15 protein-coding genes and 1 pseudogene are annotated in these 16,678 nt (G+C 59.5%); 4 read left to right on the top strand and 12 right to left on the bottom strand.

Annotation, left to right across the window (positions count from 1 at the left end; genetic code table 11):
* Nucleotides 1-10: 10 nt before the first annotated feature.
* Genes CLH61_RS06040 through CLH61_RS06025 form a run of 4 tightly spaced genes read left to right on the top strand, consistent with a single transcriptional unit; the run spans nucleotide 11 to nucleotide 3,771 of the window.
* Nucleotides 11-895: a phosphate/phosphite/phosphonate ABC transporter substrate-binding protein gene (locus CLH61_RS06040; protein ID WP_099613816.1), complete on the top strand. Its 885-nt coding sequence runs from the start codon at nucleotides 11-13 to the stop codon at nucleotides 893-895.
* Nucleotides 892-1,635, top strand: a complete 744-nt coding sequence (locus CLH61_RS06035) for a phosphonate ABC transporter ATP-binding protein (RefSeq protein WP_099613815.1) — start codon at nucleotides 892-894, stop codon at nucleotides 1,633-1,635. The genes CLH61_RS06040 and CLH61_RS06035 overlap by 4 nt, the downstream gene beginning before the upstream one ends.
* 10 nt (nucleotides 1,636-1,645) lie before the next feature.
* A complete protein-coding gene (gene phnE, locus CLH61_RS06030; protein ID WP_099613814.1) occupies nucleotides 1,646-2,713 on the top strand; it encodes a phosphonate ABC transporter, permease protein PhnE in 1,068 nt (355 codons plus the stop codon).
* Nucleotides 2,714-2,754: 41 nt separating this feature from the next.
* Nucleotides 2,755-3,771, top strand: a complete 1,017-nt coding sequence (locus CLH61_RS06025; protein WP_170003618.1) for a flavin reductase family protein — start codon at nucleotides 2,755-2,757, stop codon at nucleotides 3,769-3,771.
* A gap of 180 nt (nucleotides 3,772-3,951) precedes the next feature.
* On the opposite strand, the gene CLH61_RS06020 is transcribed toward CLH61_RS06025, so the two are convergent.
* The 12 genes and pseudogenes from CLH61_RS06020 to dctP form a co-directional block, all read right to left on the bottom strand.
* Nucleotides 3,952-5,994 (bottom strand): TonB-dependent receptor domain-containing protein, encoded by a 2,043-nt coding sequence (locus tag CLH61_RS06020; RefSeq protein ID WP_099613812.1) that lies wholly within the window; start codon nucleotides 5,992-5,994, stop codon nucleotides 3,952-3,954.
* A gap of 72 nt (nucleotides 5,995-6,066) precedes the next feature.
* Entirely contained in the window at nucleotides 6,067-7,032 is a 966-nt protein-coding gene (locus tag CLH61_RS06015) for a LysR family transcriptional regulator (protein ID WP_228152551.1), read from the bottom strand.
* A 34-nt stretch (nucleotides 7,033-7,066) separates the two neighbouring features.
* Entirely contained in the window at nucleotides 7,067-8,260 is a 1,194-nt protein-coding gene (locus CLH61_RS06010; RefSeq protein WP_099613811.1) for a multidrug effflux MFS transporter, read from the bottom strand.
* A 90-nt stretch (nucleotides 8,261-8,350) separates the two neighbouring features.
* A complete protein-coding gene (locus CLH61_RS18545; protein WP_228152574.1) occupies nucleotides 8,351-8,617 on the bottom strand; it encodes a hypothetical protein in 267 nt (88 codons plus the stop codon).
* An 18-nt stretch (nucleotides 8,618-8,635) separates the two neighbouring features.
* Nucleotides 8,636-8,785: pseudogene (locus CLH61_RS18540) on the bottom strand (DUF4124 domain-containing protein); the annotation flags it as partial.
* A 101-nt stretch (nucleotides 8,786-8,886) separates the two neighbouring features.
* On the bottom strand, nucleotides 8,887-10,095 hold the full coding sequence (gene glcF / locus CLH61_RS06000; RefSeq protein WP_099613809.1) for a glycolate oxidase subunit GlcF: 1,209 nt from the start codon (nucleotides 10,093-10,095) through the stop codon (nucleotides 8,887-8,889).
* Nucleotides 10,096-10,108: 13 nt separating this feature from the next.
* The gene (glcE, locus tag CLH61_RS05995) at nucleotides 10,109-11,173 is read right to left on the bottom strand and encodes a glycolate oxidase subunit GlcE (RefSeq protein WP_099613808.1); all 1,065 of its coding nucleotides are present in this window, start codon (nucleotides 11,171-11,173) and stop codon (nucleotides 10,109-10,111) included.
* Nucleotides 11,166-12,629 carry an FAD-linked oxidase C-terminal domain-containing protein gene (locus CLH61_RS05990; protein ID WP_099613807.1) on the bottom strand — a complete coding sequence of 488 codons (1,464 nt, stop codon included), beginning with the start codon at nucleotides 12,627-12,629 and terminating at the stop codon, nucleotides 11,166-11,168. The genes glcE and CLH61_RS05990 overlap by 8 nt, the downstream gene beginning before the upstream one ends.
* 3 nt (nucleotides 12,630-12,632) lie before the next feature.
* Nucleotides 12,633-13,058: a GlcG/HbpS family heme-binding protein gene (locus CLH61_RS05985; RefSeq protein ID WP_099613806.1), complete on the bottom strand. Its 426-nt coding sequence runs from the start codon at nucleotides 13,056-13,058 to the stop codon at nucleotides 12,633-12,635.
* A gap of 21 nt (nucleotides 13,059-13,079) precedes the next feature.
* Nucleotides 13,080-14,618, bottom strand: coding sequence for a TRAP transporter large permease (locus tag CLH61_RS05980; RefSeq protein WP_099613805.1), 1,539 nt, complete (start codon nucleotides 14,616-14,618; stop codon nucleotides 13,080-13,082).
* The gene (locus tag CLH61_RS05975; RefSeq protein ID WP_099613804.1) at nucleotides 14,615-15,328 is read right to left on the bottom strand and encodes a TRAP transporter small permease subunit; all 714 of its coding nucleotides are present in this window, start codon (nucleotides 15,326-15,328) and stop codon (nucleotides 14,615-14,617) included. The genes CLH61_RS05980 and CLH61_RS05975 overlap by 4 nt, the downstream gene beginning before the upstream one ends.
* 101 nt (nucleotides 15,329-15,429) lie before the next feature.
* Nucleotides 15,430-16,542, bottom strand: a complete 1,113-nt coding sequence (gene dctP / locus CLH61_RS05970) for a TRAP transporter substrate-binding protein DctP (protein ID WP_099613803.1) — start codon at nucleotides 16,540-16,542, stop codon at nucleotides 15,430-15,432.
* Between the last annotated feature and the right edge of the window lie 136 nt (nucleotides 16,543-16,678).

The raw sequence follows: 16,678 nt of genomic DNA, 5'->3' as shown, positions 1-16,678 counted from the left end.
AGGAACTGACATGCACCGACTACTTGCAACCATTCTCTTTGTTTTCAGCGTGCTGGCCAGCGCGGAAGAGCCTCCGAAAGAAGAACTCGTTATGGGATTTGTACCATCCCGCAGTGTTCATGAGATTCAGGTATCCGCCAGTAAGATTGCGGATTACCTCAGTGAGTCCACCGGTTACCGAATCAAATCCGTAACACTGTCAAATTACGCTGGCGTTGCCTTGGCCATGAAGTCCCGAAGAGTGGACTTTGCCTTTGTGGGTCCCATCAACTACCTGGTGATTGACGACCGGGTCGGCGCGGTACCGCTTACCGCGGCCGTCAGAAACGGCCAACAAGGATATCACGGCCTCGTTATCGTCCGTTCCGATAGCGACATCCAGTCATTGGCGGATCTGAGAGGCAAAAGTGTGGCTTTCGGAGATGCGCTTTCCGCCTCCGGCAGTCTCTATCCCAAGGCGGCACTAAAGGAGGCTGGCATCAACCCGGATAAAGATATCCGCTCCTTGATGCTCAGCAGCCAAAGCGCCGTGGTTATGTCGGTAGTAACCGGCAAGGTGGACGCCGGCGCTATCTACGACGACGCCCGCCTCAATCCGGAAGTGCTTCGCTACTACCCTGAAGTGACCTCCCACACCCGGGTTCTCTACCAGACACCGCTGATTCCCGCGGACCCCCAGATCGCCCGCGCCTCACTCAATGCCACTCAGAGAAGGAAGCTCACGGAATCCCTCCTGGAGATGTCACGTGACGACGAAGCACGGACATGGTTGAAGGAGATCTATGGCATTGATGGCCTGAACGTGGCAACGGCGGCGGAGTACGAAGGTTTAAGGCATGTCGTGAACCGGGTTAATTCAGCATTACTGTCAGATCAAAAACAGGAGGCCCCATGATGAACCCGGCACAACCAGCCCTGGACGTCCAGAATCTTCAAGTACGCTACCCCGGAACCAAACAGGTCGTGCTCGATATTGCACAGTTAACAATTAAAGAGGGCAGCTTCACCGGCATCGTAGGCCCCTCCGGTGCAGGAAAATCAACTTTGCTTCGCAGTCTCAACGGGCTGGTCAGGCCGACTCGGGGCCAGATTCGGATCAATGGACACCCGGTTCCTCCGGGTACGACACCGCAGCAGGTATCAATGGTCTTTCAGGGGTTCAACCTGATGCCTCGTATGAGTGTGCTGAGCAATGTCCTGGTGGGGAGACTTTCCCATAAACGCGGGTTGACCAAGTTAATGGGGCGGTTTGACGCACGTGACAGGGACATCTCACTCAGGGCACTGAGTCAGGTCGGAATGCTGCGTTACGCCTACAGAGATATACGAGACCTTTCGGGCGGGCAGAAGCAGCGTGTTGCCATCGCGCGCTGCCTTGCCCAGGCAGCGAGCATTATCCTCGCCGACGAGCCGGTGGCATCCCTTGATCCTCTGAATGCTCGGAACGTCATGAGTTTACTGCGAGATCTGAACCTGGAGTACGGCATCACTGTGGTCGTCAATCTTCACCAGACCGACCTGGTGGAGAGCTATTGCGACTCTGTTGTAGGCCTTAGCGCGGGGCAAATGAAATTCCACCAGCCCACCGGGGCGACTCCGAAGTCCACTCCTGACTGGAAACAAATCTACGCCTGAGGTGCATGACATGACCAAGACCACCCTTATTTTCTTAGTGCCCGGGGCTCGGGCTTTGCAAGGACGCCAGTACTGGCAGGCCTGTCGTGATGTGATGCTTCTTGTCACTTGTCTTGCTGCCTGCTATTCGCTTCTGGGTTTCGGCTGGATGCTGCCACTGGGCTTCCTGCTCGTAGCCAGTGAATGCTATCGGGGGTTCTTTAAGCTCCATCAGAAGGCCTGCGACAACAAGCTGCAACAACAAAGCGTGGATACCGAAAACCTTGACCGGGTCATTCAGCTGTTCCGCCGGCCAGGCTGGTGGCTTCCGGTTCTGAACTGGCCCTGGCTGACCCTTGGCGCCACAGGCTTTGCTGTCGCGTTGCTGGCTCGAAGCACCGAGGTATCCTTGGCCGGAATTGTTCAGGGCCTTCCCGTTGCCGGTGAGCTGGTCCAGGGAATGCTGAGCCCTGACTGGTCATTACTGCCCGATGCAGTACTCATCTATGCCAGGCAGACTCTGGAAGTCGCTTTGCTTGGAACCGGGCTGGGGTTCCTCCTGGCCTTGCCGGTAAGCTTTCTCTGTGCCCAGAACCTGATGGGCGGGAATATCCTGGCAAGACTGGTTTACCTGTTTTGCAGGGCAGTGATGGTAATCGTGCGGGCGCTGCCTACCTTCATGCTCGGTCTGATTTTCGTGGCCTTGGTCGGACTAGGTCCATTTCCCGGGGTTCTGGCGATAACGCTGTTCTCGTTCGGGGTCATGGTCAAGCTGTTTTCAGAAACCATCGAAACCATTGACTATGGTGCGGTTGAAGCTGTCAAAGCCAGTGGGGGTCACTGGCTCAATTCTGTGGTTTTTGCCGTTATCCCGCAGGCATTACCCGGCATTCTTGCGCAGCTGTTGTATTGCATGGAGATCAACGTTCACAGCGCTACCGTGCTGGGGTTGATCGGCGCTGAAGGTATAGGCCTGCCAATTCACGAATACCTCTCGGCACTGGCCTACGACAGTGCAGCGACCTTTATCCTGGTGACAATTTTGATGACCATTGTTATCGACTACAGTAGTGCATTCTTGCGGAAAAGGGTTCTGTAATGCTCAGAATCCCGGAACGGAAGCCCAAGGTCCGCCTTAACATGGAAGCTGATGAAGTTTACAAGGTCGTTGCCATTCAACGCGAAACCGCCGATGCGGTTTCCGTTTGGCTCGAGCCGACAACGTATGTTCAGGAACACTGTCAGTTCAAGGCCGGCCAGTATCTCAATCTGCAATTTCCCATAGGCCATCAGGCTCTCGTACGCTGCTATTCCCTGAGTACCCCCCCTCAAGAAGGTAACCTGCGAATCACCGTAAAGCGTATCCCAAACGGCCTGGTCTCCGGCTATGTCACGTCGGAGCTGCAGGTGGGTACGTTGATCGCCGGAAGCCGTGCCCATGGCAGCTTCTTTATCCAGGATCCTGAACAGGCTTTCCTTGGGGTTGCAGCCGGCAGTGGCATTACCCCCGTGATATCGATGCTCAGGCACATGCTGCAACGGACTTCCGTTGAGTGCCGGCTGTTCTATGTGACGCCCAATCGGGAAAGTACCATTTTCTATGACGAACTGGAGGCACTGGCCGGGTTATATGCTGACAGACTGATCGTCCATCACTGGCACACGAGTGACAATGGCCATATAACTGAAGATCAGTTGGAGAAGTCCTTGATGGCTCTTGCCGGTTGCCACAAACCCGATGTGTATCTGTGTGGCCCCAACGCCTGGATGAAACAAACCCGTATCGCGGTGCAAAAGAATCCGGAGTGCTTCGGCAACTGCTATCAGGAGCTTTTCATTTCCGACGAAGACGACTCGCCCGGGTCTTCAACGAACGAGTGTTATCACGATGTCATTCTCAGGATCGGTGGTGCTGAACACCGCCTTTGGGTGGCGGAAACCCAAACGATTCTGGCGGCTGCCCAAGCGGCTGGACTGGCGCTACCCGCTGGCTGCGAACAAGGCAAATGTGGAAGTTGCTGCGCTAACTGCACTTCTGGACAGGTCGCACCTGGTAATATCGATTTCCTGACCGAAACCGAAATCCAGCAAGGATATGTTCTTTGCTGCCAGGCAAGGCCACGGGGCCCTTGCGTAATAGAAGTGGATGCCCTCTGAACCAGCCAGCCCTGCCAGTGATCGCTGCCGAACGAGAGCATCCACCTGCCTCGGACTGCAGGCGGATAATTCACCGCCTGCATCACCTCAACTTGCTCGCCGACATAACGTCACAGGCCATCCAGCGTTGCTGCAGCACCAGGCAGCCATGTTCCGGACGCTGGCATGGCCGTTCCTGTGTCAGAAGTCTACGGTCAGACCTAGCGCCAGGCGGCGGCCATCCAGCACTACACCGTACTCGTCGTTGGTGATTTTTTTATTGGCCAGGTTATAGAGACCGGCAGTCACTCTGGCGTTGTCGGTCAATCGGTACAGCATACCGGTGTCCATCTGGGTGTATGCCGGTGTGCCGGCGGCCATGCTGGTGCGGTCGAGGTAGTCGGAGGTTTCTCCCCGGTAGTTGGCCTGCAGCCACAGGTTCAGACGGCTATTGGCATCCCAGTCGAGACTGGCATTGGCCATGTGCCTCGGCGTTTTGTTGAGGGGTTCGCCCTGGAACTCGCCGGTTTTCTGCTCCGAGCGGGTGTAGGTGTAACTGGAGCTGAGCGTGAGCGCATCGGTCAGCTGGTAATCCAGCGTAAGCTCGACACCGCGCATCTCGGCTTCATCAATGTTGCTGCGGGTGCTGAGAAACAGGTAATCATTGCCGCCGAAACTGCAGGTCCAGGTCGCGGGGTCATCACTGTCACCGGCGGGCGACACACAAAACCGGTCTTCCGCAATCTTGTCTTCGAACTCGGTGTGAAACACCATCAGGCTGGCATTCAGGCCAAGTGCCCGGTTGTTATAGACCCCACCCGCTTCGTAACTGGTGCTGGATTCCGGGTCCAGCTCCGGATTACCAATGATCAGTGCCCGCGGGTGTGGCGCGGGGGATCCGCTGCCGCCGGTTCCCCGGCCAAATCCTTCGGTGGCATCGGCCAGGCCCGGCTGACGATACCCGGTCGAAACACCACCCTTGAGGGTCCATTCCGGAGCCAGGTCGTACAGGGCATAGACCCGTGGTGACAGCTCGCCGCCAAACAGCTCGTCATCGTTGTAGCGCAGGCCTGTAGTCACCGACAGCCGGTCAGTCACGCCCCACTCCACTTCCGCGTACACCGCCGCAATCCAGCGGTCGACACTGCGGACTGCACCCGGGATGCCGGCGGTCAGCAAACCGTTGGTCTCATCGGTCAGTTTTTCCTGTTTGTACTGGCCACCGACGGTCACCACATGGTTACCCAGAAAACGGGTCACCTGGCTGTCGACCATCGACACCTGTTCTTTCTTGGTCTGGTCCTGCACCCGTTCGGACACATCGTGCTGGACAAAGCTCCTGCTCAGCCACTGGCCATAGTTGCCGGCATGGGACAACACGTAAACGTCTTTGTCGTAGACATAGCGGGAGCCGGTCTCGTCTGCCGCAATGCTCCGTCCGGGTGTGCCGGTTTCGTCCAGGCGCGAGGAATCGTAACTGGCGGAAAATTCGTTGCGGGCATCCGGTGTCAGGGTCAATTTCGCACCTGCCTGCCGGCGCTTGCTCTCCGGGGTGCTGCGGGCCGCATCATCGGCACCGGCGAAGTCACTTTCATCGTCACCCGACCAAGCCGCATTCAGCTGCGCACTGAGCAGCCCGTCTACCAGTGCTCCTCCGGTAAACAGGCTGGTCTGCCGAGCGTCGTTGCTGACATCGTTGAAGGATCTGGTGTATTCGGAGGTGATGGTACCCGACCACTCACCGTGCTGTTTACGGGTGATGATATTGATGACACCACCCATGGCTTCCGAGCCGTAGAGGGACGACATGGGCCCGCGAATGACCTCCACCCGCTCGATCATGGAGATCGGCGGCAGGGCGATCTGCTTGCCGCCGTCCTGGCCATTGGTGTTGACCGAACGGCCCGCCGACACTGGCCTGCCGTCGACCAGGTACAGGGTGTAGTTGGACGTCATGCCGCGGATGCTGATGTCCTGGGCGCCACCGCCGCCGGTCACATACACCCCGGGAATGTTATTCACCGCATCCACGATGCCGGTGTAGGACTTCTTGGCCAGCTCCTCGCCGGAGATCACCGAGATACTGGCCGGGGCATCGCGGATGTTCTGCTCAAAACCGGCAGCGGTCACCACGATTTCACCCAGTTCTATGGGCTGGACCGTGGGCTGCGGCTGCGCCACCACAGCAGGCCCTGCGGATGCGAGAGCCATGGCCGAGGCAAGCAAAGACATTCGGCAACGCATAGACAAACTCCTTGTTGGCTGCAATTGATGCGAATAATTATCAATTGCGAAACATTACCACAAGGTTAGCGTTCAAGTGTCGGTATGATGCGTTCCGGATTCCGGAACGGTTGTTGCGACCAGTGCCGAACCCAGCCACGCCAGGGGGACCGCCGTACGGAGATGGTCAATAAAGGCCCGGATACGCCGGGGCAGGTTACCATGGGGATAGAGCAGTGTGACCGGCAGCACCGGGCCCCGCCACTCTGGCAGGCAGAGCCGGAAGTCGTCCGGGTGCGCCGCGAGCCGCCGCTCTGCCAACCAGTGCGGCATCAGCCCCAGTCCGCGCCCACAGGCTATGGCATCGCCCTGCACCACGAACTGATCCACCGTGAAGCTGCGGACCGGCGTAGCAACTGGATAGGAACCCAGCCTGGGGTGCTGCAGGGTAAGTCCCTGCTCTGCCGTACCCAGCATATCGACCCAACGATGTTGTTCAAGATCCCCCGGTGACCGGGGAACACCATGATCCTCGAAGTAGCGGGGGCTGCCGAACAGTCCCTGGGTCAGGGCGCCAAGGATTTCCTGGCGCAACAAGGTTTCACCCACCTCGCCAAGCCAGACGCATACCCCGTTCTCCAGTTCCACAGGCACCGCCTGCTGGGTGCTTACGGTCACCCGGACACCCTCGAACTCGTCCAGAAACGACTGCACCACGCCCGCAAACCAGCCCCGGACGAAAGCCTCGTGGCAGCGCAGGTGAAGCTGGCCGCTGACCGTCTCTTTCAGTTCATCCAGCGCCTCCCGCCCGCGGGCCGCCAGCTCGAGAATGTCGCTGCTGTAGCGATAGAACACGCGCCCGGCTTCGTTGGGAACAATACGTCGCGATTGCCGTAACAACAGTGGCTGGCCAACGGCCGCTTCCAGCTGGCGAATCTTTCGGCTCAGGGTGGATTTGGCCTGGTTCAGCTCGCGGGTGCTGGCCGTCAGGCTGCCGGTCCGTACTACCGAAACGAACGCCTCCAGCTCCGAGAAGTCGTACATTTTATTGTTCCACATCTGGCAATCCTGGTTCCGCCGGCCGCTGACCCGGTCAGGCCTCTGCGGCCTTCTCCCGCGCCACCGCCTGCGGTGCGCCCAGCACCAGCAGCACGGCACCGACCGAACAGGCGAGCATACTGGCGGCAATCGGCAGCAAGGCATCGCCACCGAACGCAGATGACAACGCACTGATGCCGCCGGCAAGAGTGAATTGGGAAGCCCCCAGCAGGGCCGCAGCGGTGCCGCCCATGTGGGGGAAGAAATCCAGGGCGTTGGCCATATTGTTTGGCACAATCCCGCCCTGGCAGCCAACGGCGGCAATTATGCAGGGCGCCACCGCCCAGATCGGGCCGTCCAGCAGCACCACGCCAACCAGCGCAATCAGTGCCACACACTGCACCATCACCTGCACCCTGAGCAGCACCACCGAGGAAAACCTTGCCAGCAAGGGCCGGTTAAGCAGGTTCAGCGCGGCCATCAGCACAATATTGGCGGCGAACAGGAGGGAAAACAGGCCGTTGGACAGCCCGAACCACTCCTGATAGATAAACGAGGCATGGGTGATAAACAACATCATGGAGCTGAAGCAAAGCACCTGGATGCCAACAAAGCGCATGGTGGTGCCGTGGCGCAGCACCAGCAGGTAATTGGTCACCAGGGTCCGGACCGGCGTGGTGGTTCGCGGCCGGGCAGCCAGGCGCGGGAACAGCGCGATTTTCAGCACCACCGCAAGGAACACTCCATAGCCCGCCAGCACCAGGAAAATCCAGTGCCAATCCCCCAGTGCCAGCATCAGCGCACCAAGGCCCGGCGCTGCGGCGGGCGCAATGAACATGATCAGGCCAATCAGCCCGAACAGCCGCGCGGCCTCCTGGCCACCCACCTGGTCACGCACGATGGCCGGAACGGAAACCGCACAGAAGGCGCCGCCCATGGCCTGGACAATCCGCCAGGCGATCATCTCACCCAGTGTGCCGGCCTGGGCCACCATCACCGACGCCACCGCAAACACCCCCAGGCCAATCAGCAGAATCCGCCGCCGCCCATAGCGGTCTGACAGCGGCCCGCCCACCAACTGGGCCAACCCCAGAACCGCCACATAGGCACTGAGGGTAAGACCGACATCGGCATGGGGAATCCCGAAACCGCGGGCGATATCCGGGAATGCAGGCAAATAGGCGTCCAGGGCCAGCGGCCCCAGCGCAACGGTCATGCCAAGCAGCAACGCAAGCTGAAAATGGGACACGATCTACCTCCGGAAACAGGGTAGATAGCTAACAATAATTATTATCAAATGGCAATGGGATGTTAGCGAAACCCGCTATACAAATTCAGCTTACCGCAACACGCACTCGCGGCTGTACCGCTGGCTCAGGTTACGGCGCCTTTCTCTCAGGCGGTTGCCGCGATCATTGCTGTAACCTGCCCGCAGCTGCGACTGGATCCGGTCGAGTTGCTGGCGGTGCTTTTCGCAGCGGGCTGCCTGTGCTGCGGCGGTCTTGTCCGCTTGTGCGTATCGGTTCTTACGCTCGGGCTGCAACAGTTTGCCAACCGCGCGCCGGCTTTGACGGACGTTTTCCGACTGACGGACAGTGTCACTCATGGGAATGGTGACCGGGTCCGGCACTTGCACCCGGGAGTGGTGTTCATGTCGAGGGGGTATGTCAGAGAAATGAATGACACCGCTGGCATCTTTCCAACGGTAAATCTCGGCGGCAGCGGGGGTCGTCAACAAAACACAAAGCAGGGTCACGGCCTTGATCCTTGGCATGGGTTCACATCCTGTGAAGTGGCGTTTCAAACGAATCCGGGGCCAGGCAATACCGTTTGCCCGACCCCGGCTTGTCACTCTAGCGGAAATTGCAGACCGATTCAGCTGTCCAGCAGTTCAATCCAGTGCTGGACAGGCACCTGGGCCTTGGTCTCAAGGTGCATCTGGCAACCGACATTGGCAGTGACAATGCGGTCCGGATTGTCGATGGTCAGGGCCTTCAGCTTATTGGCCAGCAAGCGTTGGCTCATCTCCGGCTGCATCACCGAATAGGTGCCGGCGGAACCACAGCACAGGTGCTTGTCACGGGTTTCGGCCAGTTCCACCCCGGCCTTGCGCAGCACCTGGTCCACCACACCGTTCTGCTTCATGGCATGTTGCAGGGTGCAGGGGCAGTGGAACGCCACCTTGCCCGGATTCTGGCCGATCTTGAGTTTCGCCAGGTCCTGTTTGAGCAGGAAGGCGCCCAGGTCCACCGTCAGTTCGCTGACTTTCTGCGCCTTGGCGGCGTAGACCGGGTCGTCCCGCAACAGGTGGCCGTAATCCTGCACCATGGCACCACAGCCGGACGCAGTCATCACCAGGGCTTCCGCACCGGCTTCAATGGCCGGCCACCAGGCATCAATGTTACGACGCATCTGCTCCAGGCCACGGTCATGCTCGGACAGGTGATAGTTCACCGCGCCACAGCAGCCCGCTTGCGGCGCCTCGACCATGGTGATATCGAGTTTGTCCAGCACCCGCGCCGCGGCGGCGTTGGTGTTGGGGGTTGCCGATGGCTGCACGCAGCCCGCCAGGGCCAGCACGATGCGGCTATGGCTGGCGGCAGGCCAGGGACTGGCTTCCTTCCGCGGCGGCACCTTGCTGCGCAGCGGCTCCGGCAGGACCGGACGGAACACCTGGCCAAGACGCAGCATCAAGCCGAACAGCCTGCGGTTCGGCAGCACCCGGGTCAGCGCCCAGCGCAGGTATTTCTCCTTCGGGCTCCGCGGCAGCTCCTTTTCGATCAGGCCGCGGCCGATGTCCACCAGCCGGCCGTATTTGACGCCGGACGGACAGGTGGTCTCACAGCTCCGACAGGTCAGGCAGCGGTCGAGGTGTTCACGGGTCTTCTCGGTGATCTCCGCCCCTTCAAGAAACTGTTTCATCAGGTAGATCCGGCCACGGGGGCCGTCGCGCTCGTCATTGAGCTCCTGATAGGTCGGGCAGGTGGCGGTGCAGAAACCGCAATGGACACAGGCCCGCAGAATGGACTCGGCCTCCTGCCCTTCTGCCGTATTGGCAAATTGCTGAACGAGATTGGTTTGCATCGTGTACCTGCTCTTACAACCAGCTGTATAGACGTCCGGGGTTGAAAATATTATCCGGATCAAAGGCATTCTTGAGACGGCGCTGAATGCCCTTGAGGGCTTCCGGCTGGTGGTTCATCACCTCGCCGTTGCGGTCGCCGCCACGGAACAGACTGGCCTGACCGCCCGCCGCCTTGGCCAGCGCTTCCATCCGCCCGAGCTCCTGCTCGCCGCGATACCAGCGCTGGGAACCGGCCCAGTCGATCAGCCACGGCCCCTTGAGATCCGGGTTGGCTGCCACCGAGCTGACCGACAGCCGCCACAGTGGTGCATCACCGGCAAAAAAGTCGTGCTGCAGGTGCTGGATCTGGCGCCAGAATTCGTCGCCCTGCTCCAGCACTTCCCCGCTCCACTTGGCGGCGGTTGCCTCGACGGCAGAGCGGGCTCCGGACAGCCGCAGATAAACCTTGCCGTCCACCCAGCAAGCCGCGGTGATGGGTTTGGGTTCCACGGCACGGCTGTTCATATAGCGGATGCAGTCCACCTGGTCCATTTCCTGTACCAGGGTCATCGACGCCGCCGGTTTGGGCATGACCTTCAGGCTGATTTCGGTGATCACCCCGAGGGTACCCATGGCGCCGGCCTGCAGCCGGGACACATCGTAGCCGGCCACGTTTTTCATCACCTGGCCACCAAAACGCAGATGTTCTCCTTTACCGTTGAGCAGGCGGACACCCAGCACCTGGTCCCGCACCGAGCCGGACCAGGGCCGCGCCGGGCCCGACAGATTGCAGGCCAGGGTGCCCCCGATGGTAGAGCCTTCGCCAAAGCGGGGCGGCTCAAAGTGCAGGCATTGGCCATGCTCGGCAAGGGTCGCCTCAATCTCGGCCAGGGATGTACCGGCACGCACGGTGAGTACCAGCTCCACCGGATGATACTCAACAACCCCGGTATGCTCGCCGGTGTTCAGGGTGCCGGCATCCGCATCGGCGGTGCGCCCCATGAATGACTTGGTCCCACCACCGACAATATTGAGTTTGTGGCCCGCATCGCGGGCGAGGAGGACTTGCTCCTGTAACTGTTGGGAAATATCAGCCATGGTCGGCTTCCGTATGTTCGTGTTTGTGTTCGAGAGAGCGGTACTCCTGGCAGAAACGCAGGGTGGGAACACCCTTGCCCGGATTGAGGATACCGGCCGGATCGAAAGCAGCCTTGACGTCGTGGAACTGTTGCAGCTCCTCATCATTGAACTGCACCGCCATCTGGCGGATCTTTTCGACGCCGACACCGTGCTCGCCGGTAATGCAACCGCCCACCTCAACGCACAGCTCAAGAATGCGGCCACCAAACTCTTCTGTGCGCTCGAATTCACCGGGCACGTTGGCATCAAACAGGATCAGCGGATGCAGGTTACCGTCGCCGGCGTGGAAGACGTTGGCCACCCGCAGGCCATACTCGTCTGACATCTTTTCCATTTCCAGCAGAACCCGCGCCAGCTGCCGGCGCGGGATGGTGCCGTCCATGCAGTAGTAGTCCGGCGAGATCCGGCCGACGGCCGGAAAGGCAGACTTACGCCCTTTCCAGAGCAGCGCCCGCTCTTCCTCGCTCTGCGACGTCCGTACCGACGTCGCTCCGAGCTTGCGAAACACCTCTTCGGCCTCGGCAATGTGCTCGTGGACTTCCTCTTCGGTGCCATCCACTTCACACAGCAGCAGGGCCTTGGCTTCCCGCGGGTAACCGGCCTGGGCAAAGTCATCCGCCGCGACAATGGCATGGCTGTCCATCATTTCCAGGCCGCCGGGAATAATGCCATGCTCAATAATGCCGCCCACCGCATCGCCGGCTTTTTCGATACTGTCGAAACCCGCCATGACCACCTGGGCCACTTCCGGCTTCGGCAGCAGCTTGACCTTCACCTCGGTCACCACCCCCAGCAGTCCTTCGGAGCCGGTAATCAGCGCCAGCAGGTCCATGCCACAGGCGTCGAGGCCGTCACTGCCGATGGTAATGCGCTCCCCTTCCATGGTGATCAGTTCAACACTCAGCAGGTTGTGCACCGTCAGGCCGTACTTCAGGCAATGCACGCCACCGGAGTTTTCCGCCACGTTGCCACCAATGGTGCAGGCAATCTGGGAGGACGGGTCCGGGCCGTAATACAGCCCGAACTGCGCCGCTTCCTCACTGATCGCCAGGTTACGCACGCCGGGCTGCAGCCGCGCCGTCCGCTCCAGCGGATCGATCTTGAGGATCCGGTTGAACTTCGCCAGTGACAGGACCACGCCTTCCTTGTGGGGCATCGCGCCGGCGCACAGGCCAGTGCCGGCACCACGGGCGACCACCGGAACGCCGTACTCACTGCAGATGCGCATTACCCGCTGGACCTGTTCCACCGTTTCCGGCAATACCACCAGCATCGGCATCTCGCAGTACATGGCGAGACCATCGCACTCGTACGGCTTCAGGGTTTCGTCATCGGTGATGACATAGTCCGGGTCAATAAAGCCCCGGAACTGTTCCGCCAGCGCCGCTTTGCTGACTTTCGGCTTGGTAGTCATACTCTATCCGCGGTTTGCCAGGAAGTGATCAATTCCAGCCTGGGCACAGTCCATATCCTGCTGGGGTGTACCGGAGCTCAGGCCAATACCGCCAACCACGTCGCCATCGACCACCACCGGCATACCGCCACCCACGGAACTGACGCGACCGCCAACTTCGGTATGGATACCGAAGGCAAGGCTGCCGGGGACGTTAACCGCGTTGTAGTCGTGGGTCGCCTTCTTGGCCGCTGCCGCAGTGAAGGCCTTGTCCTGCGCGATGGTCACGCTGGTGATCTTGCCCCCGTCCATCCGCTCGAAAGCGATCAGGTTGCCGGACTCATCAACAATCGCAATGCACATGGGCACACCAATCTCGCGGGCCTTGTTGGCAGCGCCCTCGATCAGCACCCTGGCATCGGCAAGGTCCAGTCTCTTGATAGACAACATAATCAGTTACTCCTTGAAAAATCAGCCGTAAACGAGGTTAGGCAGCCACGTAACCACGCCCGGAATGAGGATACAGATGAACAGCCCCAGCGCCTGGATCGCGAGGAAGATCAGCGATGAGCGGAAAATGGTGCCCATGGAGATTTCCGGCGGACAGACGCCGCGAATGTAGAACAGCGCGTAGCCAAACGGCGGGCTGAGGAACGACATCTGCATGTTCACCAGGTAGAGCACGCCGAACCACAACACCACATCATCGCCAGCCACCGGCGGGAAGCCGAACAGGCCCGGGAACTCCAGCGCTTTCACAATAGGAATGAAGATCGGTACCGCCAGCAACAGGATGCCCACCCAGTCCAGGAACATGCCGAGAACCACCAGCAGCACCATCAGCAGGAACAGGATGCCGTAGGCGGACATACCGGTACCCAGAATGGAGTTGGTGATGAACTCCTGGCCACCCTGCAGGATGTAGAAGCCGACAAACACCGAGGCACCAAACATGATCCACAGCACCATGGCGGAGGCCTTGGCGGTGGTCACGGAAGCCTCACGCAGGGTAGCGATGGAGAAAGCACCATGCTTCCAGGCCACCAGGATCGCGCCGAAGGAGCCGATACCGGCCGCCTCCACGGGCGTCGCCACCCCACCGAACAACAGGCCCAGCACCAGGAATACCAGGATCAGCGGCGCAATCAGGTCTTTCAGCAGCAGCAGCTTGTCTTTCAGACCAATCCGCTCTTCCTCGGGAATGGGTGGCCCCAGTTTCGGGTTGAGCTTGGCGCGGATGAACACATAGGCAACATAGAGCCCGGACAACATCAGTCCCGGAATCACCGACCCCAGGTAGAGCTCACCCACCGACTGCTGGGCTACCACCGCATACAGGATCGCCAGGATCGACGGCGGGATCAGGATACCCAGGGTGCCGCCCGCCATGATCGAACCGAGGGCGATCTTGTGGTCATAGCCGCGCTTGAGCATGGCCGGCAGGGCAATAATCCCCATGGTCACCACGGCCGCGCCGATGACGCCCACCATGGCTGCAAGGATGGTCGAGGCCACGATGGTCGCGATGGCCAGACCGCCGCCAATGCCACCCATCCACTTGTAAACCACGTTGAACATCTCTTCGATCAGGCCCGCCCGCTCCAGCATGGAGGCCATGAAGATGAACAGCGGAATCGCGGCCAGGTCCGAATTGGTCATCATCGGGAAGATCCGGCTCGGCACGATGTTCAGCATCAGCGAGTCGCCCACCAGATAGATGAAGGCCACCCCCAGACCGCCGGTGACAAAGGCCAGCGGCAAGCCCATCATCAGGGCCACCAGCAGGGAACCGAACATCAGGTAGGTCAGCGGACCTATCTTGACGTCCGCCAGACTGCCCGCCAGCTTGAACAGGAATTTGTCGTCGCTGAACGGGTCATAGAACAGAATATTAATGACTTCTACCAGGGTGATGAACGCCAGCGCCACGGTGGCAATGATCATCAGCCAGGTGCCGAGCTTTCCGGACAGGCTGCCGGAAGGCTTGGTGGAAACGGTGCCAGTGCTCATGCGCGCTGCTCCCGGCCAAGTTGTACAAACAGGGCAATATCCTTAACCAGCTTGGATACACCCGCCAACAGGATCAGAACCGAACCCAGCAGCATCATGGCCTTCACCGGCCAGTACTGGATGCCCCAGGTCTCGACGGTTCTCTCGTCCATGGAGTAGGAGTTCTCGAAGAACGTCCAGGACGTGATCACCAGCGCCAGTGCGAACATGAAAAAGAACATCGACGTAAAGATATCCATCCCGATCCGGCCGCGAACCGGCAGGAAGTTGTAGATCACATCGACCCGGACATGCCCGCCATGCAGCAGGGTGAACGCGCCCGCCAGCAGGTACTGCATCCCCAGCAGCAGGAAGCTCGCCTCGTGAACCCAGATGGTCGGCATGTTAAAGATGTAGCGCATCACCACTTCGAAGAAGTAGAAGCACACAGCGTTAACGGTCCAGAATGAGACAAACACCCCAGATTTCTCACTGATCCAGTCAACGATCCGGGTAAACCAGTTACCCTCGTACTGCAGCTCGATGGTCTTTGACATCTCCGCTTCAATTTCGTGAAGCTTCTGGTTGGCCAGGGCATTCTTGTCGATGGCCTGACCTCCACGGGACAAGGTCCAGCGGTCCCACGCCATCATGATCAGTGGCATTACCGCCAGCCAGCCCCAATAGAACCAGTGCGGCAATACGAATCCGAAACCTTCAAGTTGCGACATGTTGTTACTACCTCAACCACAGAAGAGGGAAGGGAGAGAGTTACCTTCCGGTGAGCTCCCTGCCCTTCCCCTTTTTGTTGTGTTACGACCGTGAATCAGGCTTACATGCCCTTGATGTCTTCCTCGTCGACGTAGCCGACGGTGTCGTTCATCATGTACTTGAGCTGCATGTCGAAGATCGCACGTGCGTCTTCATCCTTGTTCGCCCACTTGTACCAGATCGGAATTGCGGCACGACGGAACTCTTCCAGGTCAGCCTGGCTGAGACGGGAAACCGTATCGCCATCTGCCTTGAACTTCTCCATCGCCTCGATGTTGCGCTGCTGGATGGTCAGGTAATGACGCTGGGAGTAGTTGCGTACTTCTTCCTCGACCACTTTCTGCAGTTTGGGATCCAGGTTGTTCCAGGCCCGCAGGTTCACGGTCAGGTCCATCAGATCCACCGGCTGGTAGACAGACATCACGCCGGGCGGTCCGAACAGGATGTAATCGGTCACCTGGGAGAAGCCCAGTTCGTAGTTAACGGCCGGGCCGACGTAGTCCGCCGCATCAATGGTGCCCTTTTCAAGCGCCGGGAAAATATCGGAACCCGGCAGGCTCACGGTGGACACACCGAACTGCTGGAACACCTCGGCAACCATGCCGCCCGGAACACGGATCTTCATGCCCTTGAGGTCGGCCAGGCTGTTCACCGGCTTCTTGGAGTGAATGATGTTGGCGTCGTGCTGGATCGGACCGACGTAGAACAGGCCGTACTTCTTGTAGATCTCGCGGGTTTTTTCCAGCATCCCCATGGAGTAGAACATGGTGTCCCACTGGTGGGGCTGGTCAGGGCCGGCCGGATAGGAGGACAGGAACACCGATGCCGGTATCTTGCCGGACCAGTACAGGGTGAACGGGTTCATGCCCTGCAACACACCGCTGCGGACGGAATCGAACAGCGCGTTGTTATCAGCGGCCACGGCCTTGGCGGGGTAGGGTTTGAAGATCAGTTCGCCACCGGTCTTCTCCTCCATGCTGTTACACCACTCCTCGAAGAGGTCGTAACCCACGGTTCCGGCATCCCATACCGACTGGATCTTCCAGGTAGTCGCAGCATGGGCCTGCCCGGCACCCATCAGGGTAGCACCGCAGAAAGCGGCAGCGACAGCCACGCCTTTCAGGAAGCTGCGGCGCGGAGCCTTGCTTCCCTCAACGTTGTTATTGCTAGTCATTAGAACATCTCCATCCATTATTGTTATGACGCTTGTTATCAGGGTCAGCGCACTGGCCTCGACCAGTATCCCTAAAGATATTCGTAGTCATGGGGCGTTTAGTCCAGCGAATTGCCAACTGGTCGGACCAGTTTTT

It is taken from the genome of Marinobacter profundi (assembly GCF_002744715.1).
In the GTDB taxonomy this organism is placed as follows: Bacteria; Pseudomonadota; Gammaproteobacteria; order Pseudomonadales; family Oleiphilaceae; genus Marinobacter; species Marinobacter profundi.
The sequence above is the reverse complement of the archived record's forward strand: the minus strand, read 5'-3'. Positions and strand labels throughout refer to the sequence as shown.